Raw genomic sequence first — 24,018 nt, forward strand, 5'->3', positions numbered from 1 at the left:
TGCGCCTGTTGTGGGCATACTGCGAAGGATAACCGCCAGACGCAAAGCCAGTTTAAATGCGCTGCGTGTGGTTATGAGGCGAACGCCGATGTGAACGGCGCTCGCAATATTTTAGCGGCGGGACACGCCGTTTTAGCCTGTGGAGGCGTGGTGCAATCAGGCCGCCCGATGAAGCAGGAACCCGGTACTGCGCGAGCAGCTATCACCCAGTAATGGGAATCCCCCTCCTGTGACGCGAAGCGCTAAGGTGGGGGAGGATGTCAATATCTCGGATCTGCACGGCAGTCTGACTGCCCTCGAGCAGGTGCTGGCGCAACTCGCTCCCTGGCAGCCTGATCACTATCTGCTGCTCGGGGATCTGCTCAATCACGGGCCGCGCAATCCGGTGCCGGCGGGGTATGATCCTGCTGCCGTGGCGGCAAGGCTCAACCAGCTGGCCCCCCGCATCATGGCGGTGCGTGGCAATTGCGATTCGGAGGTGGACCAGATGCTGCTCCACTTCCCCATCACGGCGCCCTACAACCAGCTACTGGTGGATGGGCGGCGTTGGTTTGTCAGCCACGGTCATCTCTATGAGTCCGGCAACGTGCCCCTGCCAGCAGGGAGCCTGTTCATCAGCGGTCATACCCATGTGCCTGTGCTGCGCCAGGAGGGAGAAATGATCCTGATGAACCCGGGGTCTATCTGTTTTCCAAGGGGCGAGTGGGTGGCCAGTTATGGGTGCTATGACGAGGGCTGCATGAGCATCCATGCCTGCAAGGATGGAGAAACCCTGATGCAGCTGGTGCTCTGATGAGGGGCTGACAAGGAGAGGAAACCAGAAGAGGGAGAGGAGATCAGGCCTTGATCCCGAAAGAGCGGGTGCCTGAGCGGGTATTGCCTTTGGCGTCATAGGTCAGGGAGCTGCTGTCTCTGAGCTTGCTGAGGAAGCTGGCGAGACGGCGATTGGAGACAATGCTGAGTTCGAGCAGACGTCCGTTGAGGTTGTTCTGCTCCTGACAGGCTTCCAGCTTGGCTTGAAGGGACTGCAATTGGGTCGGGAAGGCGCCCAGCTGTTGCTGCAGGTCGGGTAGCTCTGCCAGAGTCTTGTCCAGCATCTCGATGGCCACCAGCAGTTGTTGCTTGCGATCGGCGAGTGCCGGCAACGCAAGGGCCCGGTGAGCCTTGAGAAGGTCGAACTCCTCTGCCAGCAAGCCTTGCATCTGGGAGAGGTTGTCGTCCTGAGCGCGCAGCAGCGAAGGGAGGTCCATCATCCCAACCGTTTATCCAGATCGGCTTCGAAGCTGAACATCTTTCTGGCCACGGCTTCGCTGTTGACCTTGTACTCCCCACTGGCCACGGCCTTCTTCAGGCTCTCGACGCGGCTCTCGTTACCGGTGGAGGCGGTGTTGAGGGTCTTCTGCATCTGTTGCAATTGCTGCGCCTCACTGGTCAAGGAGACAGAGTCGCTCTTGACGGTCGTCGCACGGCTGCTCTCGCTGGAGGTCGCCGACTTGGTGGCTACACCTTGGCTGTTGCCGCTGTTTTGCAGGCGGTTGTTAGCCAAGTTGTTGATATTGTTGATAGCCATAAGGTTTACCTTCGTCTGCTTTGCTGTTCGCTTACCTGTGTATCGGTGACGGCGGTCAGAACTTTAGAAAAAAATTGCGCAGTGCATTCCTGTGTCAGAATGTCACGACCACGGAGCCCACTGCACTGACCTGGCCTTGCACCGTTCTGCCCGAGCGCGTGTTGACAAGCCGGATCATGTCTCCGAAGCTGCCATCTTGCAAGGCGCGGGCCATGGTTTTGATCTGCATGCTGCTGTTTTCAGCACTCAGGGTGACCTGGTCCCCCTTGCAGACCACGCATACCTGGGTCAGCCTGATTGGCTGGCCCGGTTTGAGCTCACGCTTGCTGCGTACCCCGATGAGGGCGGTCGGGTCGGTAAGGTAGTCGCCACGGATCAGGGTCTGGTCCTGGTATGCCAGGGTCAGCATGGGTTCACTCAGAATGTCTCCCTTGGCAACCGGGACGGCGACGGTGACATAGGGTTTCTGGATGCTGACCCGGACCGGTAGATAGAGATCCCAGGATTTATCTCCCTCGCACTTGAGGTAGACGGTGGTGTTACGACGGATCTCCATCCGGGCGGGGAGGGAAATGGTGAGGGCATCTTCGCAGCGCGTGAGGGGGAGGCGCTCGTCAATGGTGCCGGCCTTGACGTCGGCCTGTGCATCGAGGGGAATATCGAGCTGGTCGAGCACGAACGCCTGTGCCTGTTCTTGCAGATAGTCGGTGACCTCGGACGCCATGGCGTGAGACAGACTGCAAAACGGCAGTAAGATAAGGAAAAGTCTACTAATCATTTTTGCTTACCGGTCGATAAGTTATTCACGTATACCACCGTAGTTAACTATGCTTGCTCCAGAATTATTCTGTTGTTGAAACAACGATGGTCTGATGCAAGCCAATGTGCATGCATAATGATATGCACGATCAGTGCCAAGCATTTTTAGGGAGTGTTTATGGCGAGTGTTCTGGACTCGGTTAACCAGCGAACCCAATTAGTGGGACAAAATAGGCTGGAGCTGCTGCTGTTTCGTCTCAATGGACGTCAAAGATTTGGCATCAACGTATTCAAGGTACGCGAGGTGCTGCAGTGTCCCCCTCTGACCGTCATGCCCAAGCTCAACTCCTGCATTCGCGGCGTGGCACATATCCGTGGCCAGACCATCTCGGTGATCGATCTCAGCATGGCGATGGGCAAGCGCCCCATCCAGGATCTCTCCAAGTGCTTCATCATCATCTCCGAGTACAACCGCTCCATTCAGGGGTTCCTGGTCCACTCGGTCGAGCGCATCATCAACATGAACTGGGAGTCCATTCTGCCGCCACCCAAAGGGGCTGGTCGCATCAACTACATGACGGCAGTGACCGAGGTAGATGGCGAGCTGGTGGAGATCTTGGACGTGGAGCGCATTCTCAACGAGATTTCGCCGGTCTCCACTGAGGTGTCCACCGAGTTGGTGGAAGCAAGCGTGGAGCGCAATCCTCACGGGCGTCCCGTGCTGGTTGCGGACGACTCTTCGGTTGCGCGCAAGCAGGTACAACGTGCACTGGAGGCTATCGGGGTGCAGTGCGTGCTGGCCAAGGATGGACGGGAAGCGCTCAACATGTTGTTGGAGATGTCCAAAAATGGCCCCATACATGATCAGATTGCATTGGTTATTTCAGATATTGAAATGCCGGAGATGGATGGTTATACCTTCACCGCCGAGATCCGCAACAATCCCAACCTCAAGGATTTGCATGTTATCCTGCACACTTCCCTCAGTGGGGTGTTCAATCAGGCCATGGTGCAGAAAGTCGGAGCGAACAATTTCATTGCCAAATTCCAGCCGGATGAATTGGCCAAGGCCGTACAAGGCGCTCTCTAATCAAGAAGAACAACTGCATGAAGACACTTTCGGACGACTTATACAGGCAATTCAGCAATTTTCTGGCACAACAGAGCGGCATAGTACTGGGTGACAACAAACAGTATCTGGTTAAAAGCCGCCTGTCGCCCTTGATGACTCAGTTTGGTATCGAGAGTCTGTCTGATCTGGTCACCCGGGCGATGAGCGTGCGCGAGCGGGAACTCAAGATGGCAGTGATCGATGCCATGACCACCAACGAGACCCTGTGGTTTCGCGATACCTATCCGTTCCAGTTATTGAGTGACAAGATTTTCCCGGAGCTTGGTAAGAGCGGTCGTACCATCAAGATATGGTCTGCCGCCTCTTCGTCCGGACAGGAGCCCTACTCCATCGCCATGACGGCGCTGGAGCAGCAAGTTAAACGGCCGGGTAGCATGCCGGGCGGGGTGCAAATAGTAGGGACCGATATATCCAGCACCATGCTGAACCAGTGTAAGGAAGGGATCTACGATAGCCTTGCACTGGCTCGCGGGCTTTCCCCCGAGCGCAAGCGACTCTTTTTCGAACCCTATGGCGACAACAAGATGCGGGTGGTGGAACGTGTCAGAAAATTGACCAGCTTCCGCCCTCTCAACCTGCTGGAGAGCTACAGCCTGCTCGGCAAGTTTGACATCATCTTCTGTCGCAACGTGCTCATCTACTTTGCGCCCGAAGTGAAATCCAAGATCCTCAACCAGTTCGCCAGCAGCCTCAATCCTGGCGGCTACCTGATGCTGGGGGCCTCCGAGTCTCTGGCCGGCCTCACCGACAAGTTCGAGATGATCCGCTGCAACCCCGGCATCGTCTACAAGGTCAAATAACCCCGCTCAATACCCTCTTGGCACACCTCTTGCTAAATATTCATGAAGCAGGAGGTGTGCTATGGCAATTTCATTCGACAAGGCATTCGGTGTTCATCAGTACACGCTGAGCGTGCGCGCCAAGCGTGCCGAGGTGTTGTCCAGCAACATCGCCAATGCGGACACGCCGGGCTTCAAGGCCCGTGACATCGACTTCTCACAGGCGTTGCAGGATGCCCAGGGCCAGCAAGGGTTCGGGCTCAGCACCACCAGCGAGAAGCACTTCGCCTTGCAGATGGATACCCCGGGCACGACCCAGTACCGCAATCCCCTGCAACCGGATACCGGTGATGGCAACACGGTGGACGTGCAGCAGGAGCGCAGCGAGTTCCTGCGCAACAGCCTCGAATACCAGGCCTCCCTTGAATTCATGAACAGCAAGATAAGCGGCCTGCTCAAGGCACTGAAAGGAGAGCAAGGATGAGTTTGTTCAAGGTCTTTGACATTGCAGGCTCTGCCATGAGCGCGCAGTCCGTTCGCCTCAACACGGTGGCGAGCAACATGGCCAACGCTGACAGCGTCAGCTCCAGCGTGGAAAAAACTTACCACGCCAGGCGGCCAGTCTTTGCCGCCCAGCTGGATCAGGCCATGTCCGACAAGCAGGCCTCGGTCGGGGTGGATGTGAAGGGCATCGTCGAGAGTGATGCGCCCCTGCTCAAGGAGTACAACCCGAATCACCCCATGGCGGACAAGGATGGCTTCATCTTCAAGCCCAACGTCAACATGGTGGAAGAGATGGCGGACATGATAGCGGCGTCGCGCAGCTACCAGACCAACGTCCAGGTGGCCGATGCGGCCAAGAAAATGTTGCAGCAGACCCTGGGTCTGGGCAAGTCCTGACAGAGGTGAACCCGGATGAGAGTGACCCGTGATCGCCTGCCAGGCGGCAACAATCGGCCCAGTGGGCACGCCCTAGAGGGGGGAGCATAAGTGGCAGATACCTATGACAGCCTGCTGGGCGTCAACCGGACGACGTCGGCCCAGACCAGTACGGTCAACACCAGTACCCAGAAAAAGGAGCTGGATCAGGAGTCCTTCCTGAAGCTGCTGACCATGCAGCTCTCCTATCAGGATCCGTTCAAACCGGTGGACAACGCCCAGATGCTTTCCCAGATGACCTCAATGTCGACGTCTCAGGGGATCAGCAGTCTCTCCTCCCAGATGGAGAGCCTCAACAGCCTGATGACCTCCAGCCAGGCGCTGCAGGCCTCCGCGCTGGTGGGACAGAACGTGCTGATCCCGTCCAACACGGGTTACGTGGAGAAGGGAGGCTCCCTCACGGGGGTCATCGCCACCGGCGACGGCGGCAGCAACATCAAGGTGACGGTGAAGGACGAGAGCGGCCAGGTCATCAGGGAGTTCGCCATTGAAGGGAGCCACAAGGGGAACGTGGCCTTCGAATGGGATGGCAAGGACAAGTCCGGCAACCAGGCCAAGAGCGGCAAGTATTCGATAGAGGCGCATGCCACCGTCGACGGCAAGTCGGAGAGCGTCCCCGCCCTGACTTACGCCAAGGTGGAGAGCGTCACCCTGGGAACGAGCACCAACCCCAGCACCCTCAAACTCAAGGGACTGGGTGGCATCTACCTGACCGATGTATTGGAAATTGGCGCGACGACCGGCAAAACCACCACCCAGTCGGCTTCGTCCTCTAACGCAGTGATCTAAGGAGAAAGACATGTCATTCAACAATGCCCTCAGCGGCATCAATGCGGCTCAAAAAGACCTGAACGTCACCGCGAACAACATTGCCAACGTCAATACCACCGGCTTCAAGGAGTCCCGTGCCGAGTTTGCCGACGTCTATGCCAACTCCATCTTCGTCAACGCCAAGACCCAGGTCGGCAACGGGGTGGCGACTGGCGCGGTGGCCCAGCAGTTCCACCAGGGCGCGCTGCAATTCACCAACAACGCGCTGGATCTCGCCATCCAGGGCAACGGCTTCTTCGTGACCTCGGACGGCCTGACCAACCTGGATCGCACCTACACCCGTGCGGGCGCCTTCAAGCTCAATGAAAGCAGCTACATGGTCAGCAACTCCGGCGGTTATCTGCAAGGGTACGAGATCAACTCTGATGGCACCCCCAAGGCGGTGAGCATCAACGCTACCAAGCCCATCCAGATCCCGGACAAGGCCGGTGAGCCGGTGCAGACCACGACGGTCGAGGCTGGTTTCAACCTGCCTTCCAGCACGAAAACGCTGATGGATGTCAATGCCTCCAAATTCGATCCCACGGACTCGACCACCTACTCCTCCTCTACTTCCGTGGTGGTCTATGACTCCCTGGGCGAGCCACACACCATCACCCAGTACTTCACCAAGGAAGCGGATCCGGCCGATCCTACCCAAGCGGCGGTGCCGACTGCCTGGCGTATGTACCTCTATGAAGGGGACAAGCCCATCGACATCGTAGGCGGTACGGCCACCACCATGGCGACCGGTCTGAGCCAGGCTCCCCTGAGCGCCCGGGTGACCTTCGATGCCTCCGGCAAGATGGTCACACCCACCACCCCGGCGGTCATCAAGACGGAACCCCTGGGGGCGACAGGGGCTGGTATCATCACCAATGGCGCCGATGGCACCCAGGAGATTGAGTTCAAGCTTGGTACCGTGACCCAGTACGCCTCCCCCTTTGAAGTGAGCAAGCTGACCCAGGACGGCTCCACCGTCGGTCGCCTGACCAAGGTGGAGATCGGGGCGGATGGCATTGTCTCCGCCACTTACAGCAACGCCACCACCGTCAAGGTGGCCATGGTGGCCATGGCGAAGTTTGCCAATGCCCAGGGTCTCACCCAGGTCGGCGACACCTCCTGGCGCCAGTCCCTGCTCTCTGGCGATGCCTTGCCCGGCACCCCGAACTCCGGCACGTTCGGCTCCATCAAGTCGTCGGCACTGGAGCAGTCCAACGTGGACCTCACCACCGAGCTGGTCGATCTCATCACTGCCCAGCGCAACTTCCAGGCGAACTCCCGTTCCCTGGAAGTGAACAGCTCCCTGCAGCAGAACATACTGCAGATCCGCTAAGACGGCGGGTAGTTGGCAGGGGCGCTTCGGCGCCCCTTGTCATTTCCGTCCCGCCTCATTTCCTCCTTTCATTCCGTCTTCGTCATCTCTCTTGGCATTCAACTTGCAGTTGAGCTGTGAGAGTCATCTGTTTGACGGAGGATCCCATGGATCACCTGCTTTACATCGCCATGTCCGGGGCCAAGGAGAACATGAACAGCCTGGCTGTTCGTGGCAACAACCTTGCCAACGCCAACACCATTGGCTTCAAGTCTGACTTCGAGCAGGCGCGCAGCATGCAGGCGTTTGGCGAAGGGCTGCCCACGCGGGTGTTCGCCATGACCGAGCGGCCGGGCCAGAACCTGCAGCACGGCATGCTGATGACCACGGGTCGGGATCTTGACGTTGCCGTCGATGGGCCGGGCTGGATTGCGGTGCAGGATCCCAACGGTGCGGAAGCCTATACCCGCATGGGCAACCTGCAGCTCAATGCCACCGGCAATCTGCAAACTTCCACCGGTCTGAACGTGGTGGATGATGCCGGCCAGCCCATCGTGCTGCCCCTGCCCATGGAGAAGATCGAGATCAATCGTGACGGTACCATCAGCGGCCGTCCCGAGGGGGCCGCCGCCAACCTGCCGGAAGATTTCCAGCGTATCAAGCTGGTCAACCCGGCGGCAGATGCGGTGGAGAAAGGCCAGGACGGCCTGTTTCGCCGCAAGGATGGCCAGAATGAGGCCGCGTCTGCGGATGTGGGCCTGATCGCCGGCTCCCTCGAGGGGAGCAACGTCAACGTGGTCGACGAGATGACCAACCTTATTCGCTTGCAACGTCAGTTTGAAACTCAGGTCAAGATCATGAAGACCGCCGAGGAGAACGACGAGGCACAAACCCAGCTGCTGCGTATCAGCTAATCAAGGAGCACCCCATGAATCCTGCACTCTGGATCAGCAAGACCGGCCTCGATGCCCAGCAGACCAACATCTCGGTCACCTCGAACAACCTGGCGAACGCCAGCACAGTGGGCTACAAGAAGGCGCGGGCCATCTTCGAGGATCTGCTTTATCAGAACATCAACCAGCCTGGCGGTCGTTCCTCGGCGGACACCGAGCTCCCTTCCGGCCTGATGCTGGGGGCGGGGGCCAAGGTGGTCGCCACCCAGAAAAACCACAGTCAGGGCAACGTCCAGACCACGGACAACTCCCTTGACTTGATGATCAGCGGTCGCGGCTACTTCGAAATCCAGCTGCCCGATGGCAGCGCCGCCTATACCCGCAACGGCCAGTTCACCCTGAACGACGAGGGGACCATCGTCACCCCGGGCAACGGTTACCCGCTGCAACCGGAGATCCAGATCCCCGAGAACGCCCAGAGCGTCACCGTGGGGGAGGATGGCCAGGTCTCCGTCCAGCTCAAGGGGGATGGCCAGTCTCAGGTGGTGGGCCAGATCAACACCACGGACTTCGTCAACCCCACCGGCCTGCAGCCCATGGGGGAGAACCTCTTCCTCGAGACCCAGTCCAGCGGCGCCCCCATTCAGGGGACTGCTGGCGCGGACGGGCTGGGGGTGATCAAGCAGGGGATGCTGGAGACCTCCAACGTCAACGTGACCGAGGAGCTGGTGAATCTCATCCAGGCTCAGCGGGTCTACGAGATGAACTCCAAGGTCATCTCCGCCGTCGACTCCATGATGTCCTTCCTGACCCAGCGGACCTGATGAAAGGAGTGCCATGATGAAAGCCATATGGATGCTGGGACTGCTGACGCTGGCGGGTTGCACCAGTACCCCCAATACCGCCAAACCGGATGACCCGGATTTCGCCCCCGTCTACGGGGAGTCGGAGCCGGTGTCGGTGCGCCCGACCGGCGCCATCTTCCAGCCCGAGCAGGTCAACGGCATCTACTCGGACATCAAGGCGCACCGGGTGGGTGACATCATCACCATCCAGTTGGCGGAGTCGACCTCGGCGTCGAAAAAGGCCAACACCCAGAGCGGCAAGGACAACAAGCTGGCGCTCGACCCCGTCACCCTGGGTGGCGTGCCGGTCACGGCGGGGCCCTACGATCTGTCGGCCTCCATCGGCCAGAACAGTGCCTTCAAGGGGCAGGCCAAGGCGGATCAGAGCAACAGCCTGCAGGGCAACATCTCGGTCAGCGTGGTCAAGGTACTGCCAAACGGCAACCTGCTGGTACGCGGCGAGAAGTGGATCATGCTCAACAATGGCAACGAATACATCCGTATCACCGGTCTGGTGCGCCCGGAGGACGTGAGCTCGGAAAACAGCGTCTCCTCCCAGCGGGTGGCCAATGCGCGTATCTATTACGGTGGTACCGGGGATCTGGCGAACACCCAGGAACAGGGCTGGCTCACCAGCTTCTTCAACGGCCCCTGGTGGCCCATTTAAGACTCAAGAGTCCGGGGCGTTCACGGGCCCCGGATCAGGAAGGTTTTGTTAGGAGATGTCATGAACCGATTCCGTCTGCTTGCCCTGCTGTGCTGCCTGCTGCCCTTCGGGCTGGCGCACGCATCGCGCATCAAGGACCTCGCCTCGGTGGAAGGAGTGCGCAGCAACCAGCTTATCGGTTACGGTCTGGTGGTGGGCCTGCCCGGCACGGGGGAGAAGAACAACGCCTTCACCGAGCAGACCTTCAGGACCATGCTCAACAACTTCGGCATCAAGGTGCCTGACAACATCAAGCCCAAGATCAAGGACGTGGCGCCGGTGGCCATCCACGCGGATCTGCCCCCCTTCTCCAAGCCGGGCCAGACCATAGATGTCACCGTCTCCGCCATCGGCGAGGCGAAGAGCCTGCGTGGCGGCACCCTGCTCCAGACCTTCCTGAAAGGGCTGGATGGCCGCGTCTATGCGGTGGCCCAGGGCAGCCTGGTGGTCGGTGGCCTCGGCGCCGAAGGGGCGGACGGCTCCAAGGTGGTGGTGAACACGCCCACAGTGGGGCGCATCGCCAACGGGGCGATCGTGGAGCGGGAGGTTCCCAACTCCTTCAGCCAGGGCGACACCATCACCTTCAACCTGAACCGGCCGGACTTCACCACCGCCCGCCGTCTGGCGGACGTGGTCAACGATCTGGTGGGTCCGAACACCGCCCAGGCGATGGACGCCACCTCCATCAAGGTATTCGCACCGCGGGATCCGGCCCAGCGGGTCTCCTACCTCTCCACCATCGAGAACCTGGAAGTGGACCCGGCGAGTGAGTCCGCCAAGATCATCGTGAATTCGCGCACCGGGACCATCGTCATCGGCAGCGAGGTCAAGCTGCGCCCGGCGGCCATCAGCCACGGTGGGCTGACGGTGACCATCGCCGAGAACCAGCAGGTCTCCCAACCCAATCCGCTCGCTGGCGGGCAGACGGCGGTCACCAACAACTCCACCATCAACGTGCAGCAGGATCCCGGTCGGATGTTCAAGCTCGATACCGGCGCGACCCTGGACGACCTGGTGCGGGCGGTGAACCAGGTGGGGGTCGCCCCCGGGGATCTGATGGCGATCCTGGAGGCGCTGCAGCAGGCGGGCGCGATCCAGGGCCAACTGGTCATTCTGTAATTTCGTGAGCGGCAAGCGGTTGCCACGGGCGGCAAAGAGGTAGGTTATGGCAGAGTTCGACACCCAGAGCGGTATCAATATTGGCATGGTGCAGGATGTCCAGAACCTGGACAAACTGCGCCAGATGAGCCTGAGCAAGGAGGGGAAGCAAGGGGCCCTGATGGCGGCCGCCCGCCAGTTCGAATCCATCTTCACCCAGACCCTGTTCAAGGGGATGCGCCAGGCCAACTCGGTGCTCACCGAGGGCAACCCGATGAACAGCAGCTACACCCAGTTCTATGAAGGGATGCTGGACGAGCAGCGGGTTGCCGACATGTCGAGCAAGGGGGGGCTGGGCATTGCCGAGATGGTGGCCAGGCAGCTCTCACCCGAGCAGACCTTCACCCATCAGGATGGCCGGGTACTCAAGCTGCCCCAGCGTACCGAGCGGGTCTACAAGCCCTATCAACCCCCCAGTGCCTCCAACGATCTGATTGCTGCCTCCAAAGTTGGCAAAGATTTTGCTGATAACGAAATGAAGGGTGAGCTGAATGGGGCCGAGCGAACGCTGGCCCTGCCAAGACGCCCCCACCGCACCGTGCCGCCCATGGGCAGCAGCCAGAGGCCTTCGGCCCTGGATGGCAGCGCCAAGGTGTTTGACAGCCCGGAAGAGTTCGTCGACAGGCTGATGCCGCTGGCCAAGAAGGCGGCGGACAAGCTGGCGTTGAGCCCGGCGGTGCTGGTGGCCCAGGCCGCCCTTGAGAGTGGCTGGGGCAAGCGGGTGATCAAGGATGCAGACGGAAACGTGACGCACAACCTGTTCGGCATCAAGGCCGATCCGCGTTGGGAAGGCCCCAAGGCGGTGGTGAGCACCCTGGAATACGAGCAAGGGGTGGCCTCGCGCCAGAAGGCGGCGTTTCGCTCCTACGAGTCGTTTGAAGAGAGCTTCAACGACTACGTGGATTTCCTGACCTCTGGGAGTCGCTACAAGGGGGCACTGGCCAAGGTGGACAGCCCGGAACGTTACTTCGAGGCGTTGCAGCAGGCCGGTTATGCCACCGATCCCCAGTACGCCAGGAAACTTAAACAAGTGTTGCGCAGTGATGCCATCGCCGGTTACTCGACGCCCGGCAACATTGCAGACAGGAACACAGAGATGGAGCTGTAAGCTATGGCAAGCGATCTGCTTGGAATTGGGACCTCGGGTGTGTTGGCCCAGCAGCGACTGCTGCAGACCACCAGCAACAACATAGTGAACGTCAATAGCCAGGGCTATGTACGTGAACGCACCCTGATCTACACCAATTCCGTCGGATTGGGGACGGGCGACATGGTGAGCGAGCGCATCATCAACGCCTATGCCCAGGCCGAGGTGCGCCGGGATACGTCCGCGTATCAGGCGGCCAACACCCGCTACGATCAACTGTTCCGACTCGACAGCCTGCTCGGTGATGCCAGCAACAGCGTGGGGACCACCATCACCTCCTATTTCAAGGCTTTCCACACCGCCAACGAGTCACCGTCCGAGATCGGGGGGCGCAAGACGACCCTGAGTGAACTGAGCGGCATGGTGGACAGATTCCATACCCTCTCCGCCCAGCTCGACAAGCAGTCCGATACCATCAACGCCACCATAGGGGACGAGACGGACAGGGTGAACAGCCTGCTGAACAGCATCAACGATCTGAACCAGGCCATCGTCCGCACCCAGGGCTCCCCTGAAGAGAACCTGATGCTGTTCGATCAGCGGGATGAGGCCATTCGCCAGCTCTCCGAGAAGATGGAGATCCGCACCGTGACCCAGCCCAATGGCAGCATGCTGGTCAACATGAGCACAGGGCACTCCCTGGTGCTCGATGGCGGCGTGGCCCAGTTCAAGGTGGTGCCGGGGGACCCGGATTCCCGTGAGCCTTCCCTGCAGCTGACCCTGGGCAAGAACCAGGCCAGCATCAACGACAAGGATATTGGCGGTGCCATCGGTGGCCTCTTCACCGCGCGCCGGGATCTGGAGCCCGCCAAGCGGGAGCTGGGGCAGCTGGCCGTCGCCCTAGGGGATGCCATGAACCAGCAGAACCGGCTGGGGATGGATCTCGACAACGAGCTTGGGGGGGATCTCTTCACCCTCAAGGGAAGCCAGGGGCTGCCCTACGCCAGCAACCAGGGTAACGGGGCGGCCAGCGTCAGCTTCGTCCCCGGCAAGGGGAGCGAGGTCACCACCTTCGACTACGAGGTGCGGTTCAACAGCGCCACCGGTTACGAGGTATTCGCCATCGACGGCAGCGGGCAGCGTACCTCGCTCGCCACGGGGACCACGCCGCCAGCCACCTTCGAGGTGGCGGGGCACGGCATCGAAATCGATCTCTCCGGCACTCCGGTCGCAGGTGACAAGATCTTGTTGCAACCCACCCGGAATGCGGCTGCCAACCTGGAGCAGGCGATCACCCGTCCCGAGGATATCGCGCTGGCATCCCCCCTGAAGGCGGACAAGGGATCCCAGAACCTGGGCTCGGGCGAGATAACGCTGGGCGGTGTCTACAACACCGGCACGGGCTCGGGTTTTGGCACCAACACTCTGGACCCGAGTGCACCCCAGGTCATCAAGATCGACGGCAGCGGCAACTACGAGGTCTATGACAAGAACAACAACTTGCTCGGTGTGGCCCCCGCCTCCAGCAAGGGAAAGAACCTGATGGCCGCCCTCGAGAGTCCCCTTGGGGGGCCCAAGGTCTACGCCGATCCGACCCAGAGCCCGGGCTATGAGTTCAGCATCACCGGCAAGGTGGAGGCCAGCGACAGCTTCACGCTCAGCTACAACAAGGACGGCTTTGCGGACAACGCCAACGGCCTGGCGCTGGCGGAGCTGCAGAACAAGGAGCTGGTGCGCAAGAACAACAACGCCGCCACCAGCAACGACAAGATGACCTTCAACGATGCCTACTCGGGTCTGGTGAGCGGCATTGGCAACAAGACCAGTCAGGCCAAGACCCTGCTGCAGGCCAACGAGGCGAAGCTGACCCAGAGTACCGCCATCTTCGAAAGTGTCTCCGGCGTCAACCTGGAGGAGGAGGCGGCCAACCTCATCCGCTTCCAGCAGTCCTATGCGGCCTCGGCCCAGATAGTGAATACCGCCAAGACCATCTTCGACACCCTGCTCTCCTCCGTGAGGTAAGTCATGCGCATCACCACCAACATGATCTATGACCGCAACCTTGCCTCCATGAGCAAGGTGAGCGAGCGCCAGAACACCGCCTACAACCAGTTGATGACGGGGGATAAATTCTCCCGCTCCGGGGAGGACCCGGCCGGCATGAGCCAGAAGATGGCGCTGACCAAGGAGATCGATCTCTTCAAGCAGTACGGCGTCAACGGCAGCCTGCTGGAGAACAGCCTGGGCCACGAGGAGACGGTGCTGACCTCCCTCAACAGCGCCATGCTGAGTGCCCAGACCCTGATCCAGAAGGCGAACAACTCCGCCATGGGCTCCGAGGAGCGCAGCGCCATCGCGAGCGAGCTGGAGGGGCTGCAAAAGCAGATGTTCGACCTGATGAACAGCAAGAACTCCCAGGGGGAGTACATCTTCGGCGGCAATCAGAGCAAGACCCAGCCCTTCGTCAAGGATGCCAGTGGCAACTATGTGTTCCAGGGGGACACGGGGCAGCGCAACATCCAGGTCTCACCCACGGTGCAGATCCCGGCCAACGACTCCGGTTTCGATCTGTTCGAGATAGTGGCGACCCGGCGCACTGCCAGCGCCGCCAGTGGCAACATCCAGGTGTCGGTGGCGGATCAGGGGAACTTCGAGAGCTTCTATCGCAACAACTATGACTCTTCCCTGCCGAGCAACCAATATGCGGTCAGCACCCTGGCCGGGCCGCCGGACACCTACGAGATCCGTGACAGCGGTGGCACCCTGCTGCAAAGCGGCGACTATGTGGCGGGCAACAAGATCCCCTTCAACGGCCTGGCGCTCACCCTCGACCTCCCTGCGGGGTCGGCGACCCAGAACTTCGTGCTGGATACCCCGAAAAACGACAACATCCTCAATGGCATGTCCGATTTCATCTCCGCCATGCGTGATCCGACCCTGTCCGAGAGCGATTTCCAGCTGGCGGTCTCCGATGCCACCACCCACATGAGCAACGCCAGAACCAAGATAGACCGGGGACTGGGGGAGCTGGGGGGAAGGATGAACAGCCTGGAGCAGGTGATGAGTTCCAACGATGGACTCAGCACCCTGAACCAGCAGGCGCGGGCCAAGGTGTCCGAGGCGGACATGTACGAGGTGATCGCGGCCCTCTCCAAGGAGGATGCAGCCATGAGCGCCTCCCAGCTCGCCTTCAGCAAGATAAGCAAGCTGACCCTATTCGACTATATCCGCTGACGTTCGTCCGTTGACCGCAGGCTCCCCCGTGCCACGCACGGGGGAGCCTCGTTTCATGAAGGGCCCGCCGTCCGGCCAATTTGTAACAACCCGTTGCCAGGGGCCCGTTTGCCTTGACTCGACCTGCGCCTGGGCAGATGATGCCGCCCGCACGGTAGCGCCGTGCAATCAATGTTCGCAGCATCTCGTTAGGCGAGGCTCCTGCATAAACACAGGCCACTGATCTCACGACGTCCAGAGACGCCCAAGATCAGGACAGTTTTCATCGGATTAAGGTGTCAACCCAAGTGGCTTCCGGCATGCCGGATACGTTATGCAGTGCTAAAGCTGGTACGTGGGGATGAAAACACGCCGGACGGCGTCATTTCCTGCCTGTTACTCGTCAATCAAATTGCTGTTTTCTTGCCGTTGCATCCGGCCAGGTGCCGGAGGCGTTCAGGTTCGCCTGAAATCACATGAGGACATCTGTGATGAAGAAAACACACACCCTGCTCAATCGTCATCAACTGCTCGACCCGGTTGCCCTGCGCAACTGGCTGGCGCACAACCTGGATCCGGTGGCCCGTGCCGATCAGCTTCTGACCCTGCGCCCGGAAGAGCTCAACTGCATCTTCGATACCCTCTCCATGCCGGAAGGGGCGTCCTTGCTCGCCTCCCTCCCGGCGGAGTGTGCCGGCCATCTGCTGCTCAGGCTGCATGGCAGCATCGTGGGAATACTGCAGGGCACCCTGGCCCGTCGTGACCTGCTGGCCATCCTGCGCAGGCTCGACGAGCACGATCGCAAGACCCTGCTCGCCCGGCTGCCGGAGCCCGCCCGCAAAGCCTTCCAGTCCCTGCTGGCCTGGCCGAACGAGTCGGTGGGGGCCAACATGCGCCACGAATACCTGGCAGTGGAGGCCGATGCGACGGTGGAAAGCGCCAAGCAGCTGATCCACGGCGCCTGGGATCAGGCCAGGCTGTTTGGTCATCTCTATGTGGTTGACGGCGAGCAGCGCCTGCTTGGCAGCGTCTCCCTCAAGTCGCTGCTGATCGCCGATCCGCTGCTGCCGGTAGGGGAGCTGATGGAGGGGGAGGCGGTGCGCATCAACGCCCGGGCGGATCAGGAGCTGGCGGCCCGCCTGCTCATTGACCGCGACCTCTCGCTCCTGCCGGTGGAAGATCAGGGGCGTCTGGTGGGGGTCTTCCACGTGGACGATGCCGCCGACATCCTGGAGCTGGAGTCCACCGAGGATGCGGAGCTGCAAGGGGGCTCCTCGCCGCTGGATACCCCCTATCTGCAGGCGACCCCCTGGCAGTTGTGGCGCAAGCGGGTGGGCTGGCTGCTGATCCTGTTCGTGGCGGAAGCCTACACAGGCACCGTGCTGCGGGCCTTTGAAGAGCAGCTGGAGGCAGCCATCGCCCTGGCCTTCTTCATCCCGCTCCTCATCGGTACCGGTGGCAACAGCGGTACCCAGATCACCACCACCATAGTGCGTGCCATGGCGGTGGGGGAGGTGAGCCTGAAAAACCTCGGCACCGTGCTGAAAAAGGAGATCTCCACCGGTCTGCTCATCTCGGCCGCCATCGCGCTGGCGGCCTGGGTGCGGGCCTGGAGCCTGGGGGTGGGGCCCGAGATCGGCATGGTGGTGACCCTGACCATCGTCGCCATCGTGCTCTGGAGCGCCACCGTCGCCTCGGTGATCCCCATGGTGCTGCGTCGCTTTCGCATCGACCCGGCGGTGGTCTCCGCCCCCTTCATCGCCACCCTGGTGGACGGTACCGGCCTCATCATCTACTTCGAGATAGCCAAGCTGATCCTGCCGGATCTGCAGTAGGAAAAGACAAGAGACAAAAAAAGCAGCCATCGGCTGCCTTTTTGCACAGAGGGGCGGGTTACCCGAGCTGGAACAGCAGGGGCCAGCCCTGCTCGTGGCAGTAGCGGTGCTCCTTTTCCAGGTTCTGCATCAGCAACTTGTTCTCGTCGCACCAGTCCAGGGGCAGGGTGACCACCAGCTGATCCCCGGCGGCCTGCACGTTCCACTCGGGCAGCAGGTTGTCCTGACGCCTGTGGTGGGCCGCCACCGCGAGGCGGAGGATGCGGATGCAGCGCAGCACCGTCTGCTCGTCGTGGTTGGGCAGGGCCGGCAGCTCGGAGAGCTTGAGCCCCTTGCGATGAAAGCGCACCAGGGCCGCCAGCAAGGCCTGATCGTCCTGGTTGAAGCCGGGCAGGTCGGTGTTTTGCAAGATGTAGGCGGAGTGTTTGTGGATGCCGCTGTAGTTGATGGCAAGGCCGATCTCGTGCAGCCGCGCCGCCCAGCCGAGGATGGCGCGATAGGGCTCTTCCGGCATCTCCCAGGGGCCGCTCAGGGCGTCGAACAGGGAGAGGACGCTGCTCTCCACCCGGGTGGCCTGGCGCTTGTCGATGCGATAGTGGGTGCTGAGTGCAAGCGCGGTGCGTTCGCGAATGTCGTGATGCTGCAGACGCTCCTCGAACTCGTAGAGCAACCCTTCGCGCAGGGCGCCGTCGGAGTACTCCATCCGCTCGATGGGCAGGGAGGTGAAGAGCCCGAGCAGGATGGCCACCGCGGCGGCGAACACCCCCTGACGCTCCTCGGTGAGGCCCGCCAGCTTGAGCTGGTCGACCCGCTTGTGCTTGAGCATCTCTTCTTTCAGCCGCTCCAGTCCCGCCAGGGTGATGGCACCATCGGTCCACTCTTCCCCCTGCAACACGTCGCGCACGGTGCGGATGGAGCCCGAGCTGCCGAGGCAGCTCTGCCAGCCCAGCTTGCGGTACTGGTTGATGATGGGGGCGAGCTGATGCTGGGCTTCCAACACGGCGGCGTTGAAGGCCTTCTCGCCGAGCTTGCCGTTGCCAAAGAAGCTCTGGGTGAAGCTAACGCAGCCCATCTTGCGGCTGGTGAGCGCCTTGTGCTCAAACCCTTCGCCGATGATGAGCTCGGTGCTGCCGCCGCCGATGTCCACCACCAGCACCTGGCCCTCGATGTGCTGGGTATGGGCGACCCCCTGATAGATGAGGCGGGCCTCTTCCTGGCCGCTGATGATCTCGATGGGGTGGTTGAGCACCTTGGCTGCCTCGCGCACGAAGTCGCGGGCGTTGCTGGCGCGGCGCAATGTGTAGGTGCCGGCGATGCGGATCTGATCCGGCTTGATGTTGGTGAGCCGCTCGGCGAACAGGGCGAGGCAGTCCAGCCCGCGCGCCATGGCCTCCGGGGACATGCGGCGCTGCTCGTCCATCCCTTCGGCGAGGCGCACTCGCTCCTTGATGCGATCGATGATCTGCATCCGCCCCTCGGTGAGGCGGGCGATGACCATGTGGAAGCTGTTCGAGCCCAGGTCGACAGCGGCGTACAGACTATTGTCCATGGTTTGACTCTATGCGTTTGAGGTAGTCGTAAATCGCCACCTGGGAACGGACCTTGCGGCGGTTGCCCCGCTTCACGTACTCGTTCTTCTGGTCGGCATCGATCACCCGCGCCTTGCAGGTATCACTCAGTTGTAGCTCGAGAATATCGAGGATGCGCTGCTTGAGCCGCTCGTCATAGATGGGGGTGCCCACCTCGATGCGACCGTCGATGTTGCGGCTCATCCAGTCGGCACTGGAGATATAGAGCTGAGGATTGCCCTTGTTGTGGAACACCATCACCCGCGGATGTTCGAGGAAACGGTCGATGATGCTGATGACCCGGATGTTGTCGCTCAGGCCCGGCACCCCCGGGCGCAGGGCGCACATGCCCCGGATGATCATCTGGATGGGCACCCCGGCCTGGCCGGCGGCATAGAGCCGGTTGATGAGGTCTCTGTCCACCAGGTTGTTGATCTTGAGGGTGATACCGCTGGGTTGCCCCGCCTTGGCGTTGGCCAGCTCGTTGTCGATGAGGCGATAGAGCTGGCGGCGGCTGTTGATGGGGGAGACCAGCAGGTGGTTGAACTTGTAGCGCCGGTACGGGTACTCGATGTACTCGAACACGCTCTCCACCTCGGCGGTGATGTCCGGATGGCGGGTCAGCAGGGAGAAGTCTGTGTAGATCTTGGCGGTCTTCTCGTTGAAGTTGCCGGTCCCGATATGGGCGTAGCGCACCGCCTCGCCGTTCTCGTGGCGGGTGATGAGGCAGAGCTTGGAGTGGATCTTGAGGCTGGGCACCCCGAACACCACCTTGACGCCTGCGTCGGTCAGGATGTTGGCCCAGTCGATGTTGGCCGCCTCGTCGAAGCGGGCGCGCAGCTCCACCACCACGGTCACCTTCTTGCCGTTGTTGGCGGCGTCGATGAGGGAGTGGATGATCCGCGACTTCTTGGCCACCCGGTAGATGTTAATGCGAATGGCGCTGACCGCCGGGTCGAAGGCCGCCTGGCGCACCAGCTCGGTGAAGTGGTGGAACTTGTGGTACGGGTAGTAGAGCAGGATGTCCTGCTTGGCGATGGCGTCGAAGGCGTTGACGAAGCCGTCAAAGTCGCGGCAATCCAGCGCCGGCAACTTGGGGTTTTCCAGATAATCCCGGCCCACATTGGGGAAGCCGATGAAATCCTTGAAGTTGTGATAGCGCCCACCGGGCATGATGGCGTCGTAGGAGCTGATCTGCAGCTTGAGCTTCAAGAAGCTTATCATGGCCGCCGGCATCTCCCGCTCGTAGACGAAGCGCACCGGCATGGCGGTGAGGCGCTGTTTCAAGCCGTCACTCATCTTGTCCACCAGGCTGAGGTCCAGCTGGTCGGAGAGGTCATATTCGGCATCCCGGGTCAGCTTGACCGCGTAGGCGGCAATCTCGTCGTAGTCGAAGAAGCCCTTGAAGATCTCGTCCAGACAGAAGCGGATAACGTTGTCCAGGATGATGATCTGCTTCTTGCGACGGGTGCCCTCCGGCGGTAGCTGGAAGAAGCGGGGCAGATCGTCGGTGGGCACTTCCACCAGGGCGTACTGGATCACCTGGCCGTTCTTCTTCATCTCGATGGCGAGATAGGTGTGCTCGTCTTTCAGGAACTTGACCGGGTTGACCTCCTTGTTGAGGAGGATGGGGATGATGTGGCGCAGCACCTTTTCCCGGAAGAAGATCCGCAGCCACTGCTGGATGGACTCGGAGAGCTGGCTTTCGTTCACCAGGAAGATGTTGTGGCGGGCCAGCGCGATCAGCAGCTCCTTGTAGGTGTTGTCGAACGCCTCGCCGAGCGCCATCACCTTCTGCTGGATGGCGCGCAGCAGCACCTTGGCCTCGTCGTCGCCGCCGTGGACTTCGTTGATGAGGATGCGGCGCTTGACGTCCGACACCCGTACCTTGAAGAACTCGTCCTGATTGGAGGAGAAAATCCCGAGGAAGCGGACCCGCTCGATGAGGGGTACCGTCTTGTCCATCGCCTCTTGCAACACCCGTTCATTGAATGAGAGCCAGCTAAGCTCTTTCTCTTCATACTGCTTGTCGGTGCTCATCTGGTGCCTCTTTGCTCTGGTTGCGTCTGCGCGGAAGTTATGGCGTCAAACCATGACAAATTTATGACAGGCGACACTATTCGCTCAGATCCTGATCGATGTCGACGACGAGGTCGTCGGAGAGGGACTCCAGAGCCGTGACGAGATCGTCCAGTTCGAGCTGCGGCGGCAGGGCCACCAGAGCGTGAGCATAGAAGAGGGGGGCGCCTGAGTGGGGCGCAGGTTCGCAACCTGTGGTGAGGTCGGCGACGTTGATGTTGAGCTGTCGCAGGATGCTGGCCACTTCGTGGACGATGCCCGGTCTGTCGTTGCCGGTGACGCTCAGCATCACCTGATGGGCCGGTTGCGGGCTCAGCTGCCCTTCGGCGAAGCTCACGGTGAGGCCAGGCAGCATCACCAGAGCCTCGCATAGGCTGCGGTAATGCTCGTCAGGCACGGCGACGTGCAAAATGCCGGCAAATTGCCCCGCCAGCTCGCTCATGGAGCTGGCCAGCCAGTTGCCCTGCTGCCGGGTGATGGTATCGGCCAGGCTCTCGACGATCCCGGGTTTGTCTGCGCCGATCACGGTGACGACCAATTGCTTTTGCATCCTGCTCTCCTTGAATGGGGCTGCGTGGGGTCCGTTGACACCTGGCGGTGACGGGGAGTGCGCCAGAACGTCCATGGACTCTAGCATTGTGCCTGCTGTGACAGGCCATATGAAGCCCGCCTTGCGCAAATTCAGTGAAAAAACGCGAATGCCGGGACGGGCTTGATTTCTGCGCTGCCTGAGTCGCTTTCCCCGTGGTAGAGTGTGCCCCTTCCTCTGGTGTGAACTGAATTTGTCTTGTAAACGGGATGTGCGTGTATGAATAGCCTTGTCGTATCGGGAGCCGTGTTGCTGGGGTTGCTCCTGCTGGTGATCGTCTGGCGCAGGGAGAAAGGGGGCAAAGCCGAGCCCTATGATCTGCAGGAAACCTTGATGAGCCCAGCGGAGCGCACCTTCTTCGGGGTGCTGGATCAGGCGGTGGGGGACAAGGCCCGTGTCTTTGTCAAGGTACGAGCCTCCTATGTACTGACGCCCGAGGCGCACCTTGGCAAAGGCAAGCGCCAGCAGGCGCTCGGCAAGATAGGGGAGAAGCACTTCGATTTTCTGCTCTGCCACCCGGCGGATCTCTCTTTCCTGTGTGCCGTGGAGCTGGATGACGAGGGGCACCGCCACCAGAAGCGCAAGTCGCGGGATCTCTTCCTGAAGGCGGCCTGCGATGGCGCCGGTCTGCCGCTGTTGCAGATCCCGGCCAGCAGCCACTACCAGGTCGACGAGTTGCGGGAGCAACTGCTGCCCCTGCTGGCGAGAACGACGGCGCCGGTGGATGACCTGCTGCCCGGCGAGCGCCGCGAACCGACCTTCAGCCCGCTGCTGCTCGATGGTGTCGATCTGGGCACGTCACACCCGGGGGTTGCCAGGGAGCCCCAGGTGCCGCCCCCCCAGGCCGAAGAGGCAATGCCGGTGTTGATGGAGGAGAATCCCTTCCTCGATCCGGATGAGGAGGAGCCCCGGGAGACGACCCCTCATTGCCCCCGCTGTGCCGCGCCCCTGGTGGCACGGGAAGCACGAAAGGGTCCCCACGCCGGTCGCCTGTTCCTCGCCTGCAGCCGGTTTCCCGAGTGCCGCTATGCCGCTCCCCAGGAGAGCGTGAAGCACTGATCCCTTCTCTGACGCCGCGCCCTGTCGGCGTCATTCTTTCCCCTTCGCTGGTTTTCATCCGATACTCAATCTGGCTGGAAGCGTGATCCCCGTCCCGCCAGGGTCCGGGAGGATGCGACAAGTTTTGACAATCCGCCAGAATTTTGGCACTTTGTCCCCCTTATGACACAGTGCGAAATTGGTTTTAATAAGCACTTAAAAAACAATAACTTGGCGTCAGGTGTGAAAATATGGATAGGATGGCTATGGGTGTGCTGCTTGTTGATGCCGATGATGTGCGGCGCCAGCAACTGGGGACTGTGCTCTCCTTCATGGGGATCCCCTGGCAGGAGGTGGTTGAGAGCGATCTCGATATGCCCATCGAGACTGCCGGGCCCTTGCAGGGGATTCTGGCCGGGGAACTGCGCGAGCGCGCCCTGAGTGAGCTGCTTGCCGCCCACCCTCGTCTGCCCTTTCTCTCCCTGATGCCAGCGAGCCATGGTTGCAGCAACTTCATCGGGGTGGCCGAGGCGCCCTTTACCTATGAGTCCCTCACTCGTCACCTGCACTTCTGCCAGGCCTTCATCTCCCTGCATCCCCGTCATCAGACCCACGACAAGGGTCAGACCCTGCTGCGCCTGCTGGTGGGCAAGGGGAGGGGCATCCAGGAGGTGCGCCGTCTCATCGGCCAGGTGGCCGAGACCGACGCCAACGTACTGATCCTCGGTGAGTCCGGGACCGGCAAGGAGGTGGTGGCTCGCGCCATCCACGAGCTGTCCGCCCGAAGCGCGGGCCCCTTCGTGCCCATCAACTGCGGCGCCATTCCGGCGGAGCTTCTCGAGAGCGAGCTGTTCGGTCACGAGAAGGGGGCCTTCACCGGTGCCATTGCCGCCCGGCGCGGCCGCTTCGAACTGGCCCAGGGGGGCACCCTCTTCCTCGACGAAATCGGCGACATGCCGCTGCCGATGCAGGTCAAGTTGCTGCGGGTGCTGCAGGAGCGCCAGTTCGACCGGGTTGGGGGCGGCAAGGCCGTCCAGGCAGATGTGAGGGTGATCGCGGCGACCCACCGGGATCTGGAAGCCATGATCCGCACCCAGGTATTTCGCGAAGATCTCTACTACCGCCTCAATGTGTTCCCCATCGAGACGCCCCCCCTGCGGGATCGGGCCGACGACATCCCGCTGCTGCTGCAGGAGCTGCTCAATCGCCATGCCGAACAGCACAAGGGGATCATCCGTCTGACCCAGCGCGCCATGGAGTCCCTGATGCAGTACGCCTGGCCCGGCAACGTGCGCGAGCTGTCCAACCTCATCGAGCGCCTGCTCATCCTCTATCCGAACCAGATCGTCGATGTGGCGGATCTGCCCGGCCGCTATCGCCTGCTGCCCTGCGAGCCACGAGATGAACGGCTCACCGAGATGGACGAGCGGGACGCCCTGGCTGCCGTGTTCCAGTCCCCACCAGAGCTGGATCCCGGCATCGCCATGCCCCTGCCCATGCAGTTGCCTCAAGAGGGGGTCAACCTCAAGGAGATGCTGGCCGACCTCGAGGTGGAGCTGATCCGCCAGGCCCTGGAGTCCCAGGACGGGGTAGTGGCCCGCGCCGCCGACCTGCTCAGCATGCGCCGCACCACCCTGGTGGAGAAGATGAAGAAGTACGGCATGAGCAAGGACAATTGAGGTCAATGCTTTGACGCATTGACC

24 protein-coding genes and 1 riboswitch are annotated in these 24,018 nt (G+C 61.2%); of the genes, 18 read left to right on the plus strand and 6 right to left on the minus strand.

Annotated elements, in window-relative coordinates:
* Both AB5Y70_RS15050 and yfcE read left to right on the plus strand, forming a co-directional pair.
* The coding region (locus tag AB5Y70_RS15050) for a zinc ribbon domain-containing protein (protein WP_368175974.1) at positions 1 to 213 on the plus strand (213 nt) is incomplete at its 5' end.
* 16 nt (positions 214 to 229) lie between these two features.
* On the plus strand, positions 230 to 793 hold the full coding sequence (yfcE, locus tag AB5Y70_RS15055) for a phosphodiesterase (protein WP_223916945.1): 564 nt from the start codon (positions 230 to 232) through the stop codon (positions 791 to 793).
* 43 nt (positions 794 to 836) lie between these two features.
* Here the strand turns inward: yfcE and AB5Y70_RS15060 are convergent, their stop codons facing one another.
* The 3 genes from AB5Y70_RS15060 to flgA form a co-directional block, all read right to left on the minus strand.
* Complete coding sequence (locus AB5Y70_RS15060) at positions 837 to 1,253, minus strand: flagella synthesis protein FlgN (RefSeq protein WP_161653625.1); 417 nt, start codon at positions 1,251 to 1,253, stop codon at positions 837 to 839.
* A complete protein-coding gene (gene flgM / locus AB5Y70_RS15065; protein WP_042864123.1) occupies positions 1,250 to 1,570 on the minus strand; it encodes a flagellar biosynthesis anti-sigma factor FlgM in 321 nt (106 codons plus the stop codon). Before flgM ends, AB5Y70_RS15060 begins: the two co-directional genes overlap by 4 nt.
* Before the next feature lie 94 nt (positions 1,571 to 1,664).
* Positions 1,665 to 2,270, minus strand: a complete 606-nt coding sequence (flgA, locus tag AB5Y70_RS15070) for a flagellar basal body P-ring formation chaperone FlgA (RefSeq protein ID WP_029314756.1) — start codon at positions 2,268 to 2,270, stop codon at positions 1,665 to 1,667.
* 237 nt (positions 2,271 to 2,507) lie between these two features.
* On the opposite strand from flgA, the gene AB5Y70_RS15075 reads away from it, so the two are divergent.
* The 14 genes from AB5Y70_RS15075 to mgtE all read left to right on the plus strand — a co-directional run bounded on the left by AB5Y70_RS15075 (position 2,508) and on the right by mgtE (position 17,041).
* Positions 2,508 to 3,419, plus strand: coding sequence for a chemotaxis protein CheV (locus tag AB5Y70_RS15075; protein WP_053288335.1), 912 nt, complete (start codon positions 2,508 to 2,510; stop codon positions 3,417 to 3,419).
* Positions 3,420 to 3,436: 17 nt separating this feature from the next.
* Entirely contained in the window at positions 3,437 to 4,261 is an 825-nt protein-coding gene (locus AB5Y70_RS15080) for a protein-glutamate O-methyltransferase CheR (protein WP_052815061.1), read from the plus strand.
* Between the two features lie 61 nt (positions 4,262 to 4,322).
* On the plus strand, positions 4,323 to 4,724 hold the full coding sequence (gene flgB / locus AB5Y70_RS15085) for a flagellar basal body rod protein FlgB (RefSeq protein WP_010675294.1): 402 nt from the start codon (positions 4,323 to 4,325) through the stop codon (positions 4,722 to 4,724).
* Positions 4,721 to 5,140, plus strand: a complete 420-nt coding sequence (flgC, locus tag AB5Y70_RS15090) for a flagellar basal body rod protein FlgC (protein WP_005329775.1) — start codon at positions 4,721 to 4,723, stop codon at positions 5,138 to 5,140. Before flgB ends, flgC begins: the two co-directional genes overlap by 4 nt.
* Positions 5,141 to 5,230: 90 nt before the next feature.
* Entirely contained in the window at positions 5,231 to 5,968 is a 738-nt protein-coding gene (locus AB5Y70_RS15095; protein ID WP_104454393.1) for a flagellar hook assembly protein FlgD, read from the plus strand.
* 10 nt (positions 5,969 to 5,978) lie between these two features.
* On the plus strand, positions 5,979 to 7,325 hold the full coding sequence (flgE, locus tag AB5Y70_RS15100) for a flagellar hook protein FlgE (protein ID WP_039040233.1): 1,347 nt from the start codon (positions 5,979 to 5,981) through the stop codon (positions 7,323 to 7,325).
* 146 nt (positions 7,326 to 7,471) lie between these two features.
* Positions 7,472 to 8,218, plus strand: a complete 747-nt coding sequence (gene flgF, locus AB5Y70_RS15105; protein WP_010675291.1) for a flagellar basal-body rod protein FlgF — start codon at positions 7,472 to 7,474, stop codon at positions 8,216 to 8,218.
* A gap of 14 nt (positions 8,219 to 8,232) precedes the next feature.
* Complete coding sequence (flgG, locus tag AB5Y70_RS15110; RefSeq protein ID WP_010675290.1) at positions 8,233 to 9,021, plus strand: flagellar basal-body rod protein FlgG; 789 nt, start codon at positions 8,233 to 8,235, stop codon at positions 9,019 to 9,021.
* A 16-nt stretch (positions 9,022 to 9,037) separates the two neighbouring features.
* Positions 9,038 to 9,709: a flagellar basal body L-ring protein FlgH gene (flgH, locus tag AB5Y70_RS15115; RefSeq protein ID WP_010675289.1), complete on the plus strand. Its 672-nt coding sequence runs from the start codon at positions 9,038 to 9,040 to the stop codon at positions 9,707 to 9,709.
* Positions 9,710 to 9,769: 60 nt separating this feature from the next.
* On the plus strand, positions 9,770 to 10,867 hold the full coding sequence (locus AB5Y70_RS15120; RefSeq protein ID WP_069785262.1) for a flagellar basal body P-ring protein FlgI: 1,098 nt from the start codon (positions 9,770 to 9,772) through the stop codon (positions 10,865 to 10,867).
* Positions 10,868 to 10,913: 46 nt separating this feature from the next.
* Entirely contained in the window at positions 10,914 to 12,014 is a 1,101-nt protein-coding gene (flgJ, locus tag AB5Y70_RS15125) for a flagellar assembly peptidoglycan hydrolase FlgJ (protein WP_052815058.1), read from the plus strand.
* Between the two features lie 3 nt (positions 12,015 to 12,017).
* Positions 12,018 to 14,015, plus strand: a complete 1,998-nt coding sequence (gene flgK, locus AB5Y70_RS15130) for a flagellar hook-associated protein FlgK (protein WP_052815057.1) — start codon at positions 12,018 to 12,020, stop codon at positions 14,013 to 14,015.
* A gap of 3 nt (positions 14,016 to 14,018) precedes the next feature.
* On the plus strand, positions 14,019 to 15,227 hold the full coding sequence (gene flgL, locus AB5Y70_RS15135; RefSeq protein WP_005329788.1) for a flagellar hook-associated protein FlgL: 1,209 nt from the start codon (positions 14,019 to 14,021) through the stop codon (positions 15,225 to 15,227).
* 177 nt (positions 15,228 to 15,404) lie between these two features.
* Positions 15,405 to 15,574, plus strand: a riboswitch (M-box (ykoK) riboswitch).
* Positions 15,575 to 15,697: 123 nt separating this feature from the next.
* Complete coding sequence (mgtE, locus tag AB5Y70_RS15140; protein ID WP_041213161.1) at positions 15,698 to 17,041, plus strand: magnesium transporter; 1,344 nt, start codon at positions 15,698 to 15,700, stop codon at positions 17,039 to 17,041.
* Positions 17,042 to 17,099: 58 nt separating this feature from the next.
* On the opposite strand, the gene ppx is transcribed toward mgtE, so the two are convergent.
* The 3 genes from ppx to AB5Y70_RS15155 all read right to left on the minus strand — a co-directional run bounded on the left by ppx (position 17,100) and on the right by AB5Y70_RS15155 (position 21,238).
* Entirely contained in the window at positions 17,100 to 18,590 is a 1,491-nt protein-coding gene (ppx, locus tag AB5Y70_RS15145) for an exopolyphosphatase (RefSeq protein WP_042864118.1), read from the minus strand.
* Positions 18,580 to 20,649 carry a polyphosphate kinase 1 gene (gene ppk1, locus AB5Y70_RS15150; RefSeq protein ID WP_010675282.1) on the minus strand — a complete coding sequence of 690 codons (2,070 nt, stop codon included), beginning with the start codon at positions 20,647 to 20,649 and terminating at the stop codon, positions 18,580 to 18,582. Before ppk1 ends, ppx begins: the two co-directional genes overlap by 11 nt.
* A gap of 76 nt (positions 20,650 to 20,725) precedes the next feature.
* Entirely contained in the window at positions 20,726 to 21,238 is a 513-nt protein-coding gene (locus AB5Y70_RS15155) for a glycine cleavage system protein R (protein WP_010675281.1), read from the minus strand.
* 258 nt (positions 21,239 to 21,496) lie between these two features.
* Between AB5Y70_RS15155 and AB5Y70_RS15160 the strand changes: the two genes are divergently transcribed.
* Complete coding sequence (locus AB5Y70_RS15160; RefSeq protein WP_049636841.1) at positions 21,497 to 22,336, plus strand: DUF2726 domain-containing protein; 840 nt, start codon at positions 21,497 to 21,499, stop codon at positions 22,334 to 22,336.
* Positions 22,337 to 22,575: 239 nt separating this feature from the next.
* On the plus strand, positions 22,576 to 23,994 hold the full coding sequence (locus tag AB5Y70_RS15165) for a sigma-54 dependent transcriptional regulator (protein ID WP_049636842.1): 1,419 nt from the start codon (positions 22,576 to 22,578) through the stop codon (positions 23,992 to 23,994).
* Positions 23,995 to 24,018: the final 24 nt, after the last annotated feature.

The organism is Aeromonas sp. s1(2024), from assembly GCF_040908005.1.
In the GTDB taxonomy this organism is placed as follows: domain Bacteria; phylum Pseudomonadota; class Gammaproteobacteria; order Enterobacterales; family Aeromonadaceae; genus Aeromonas; species Aeromonas caviae.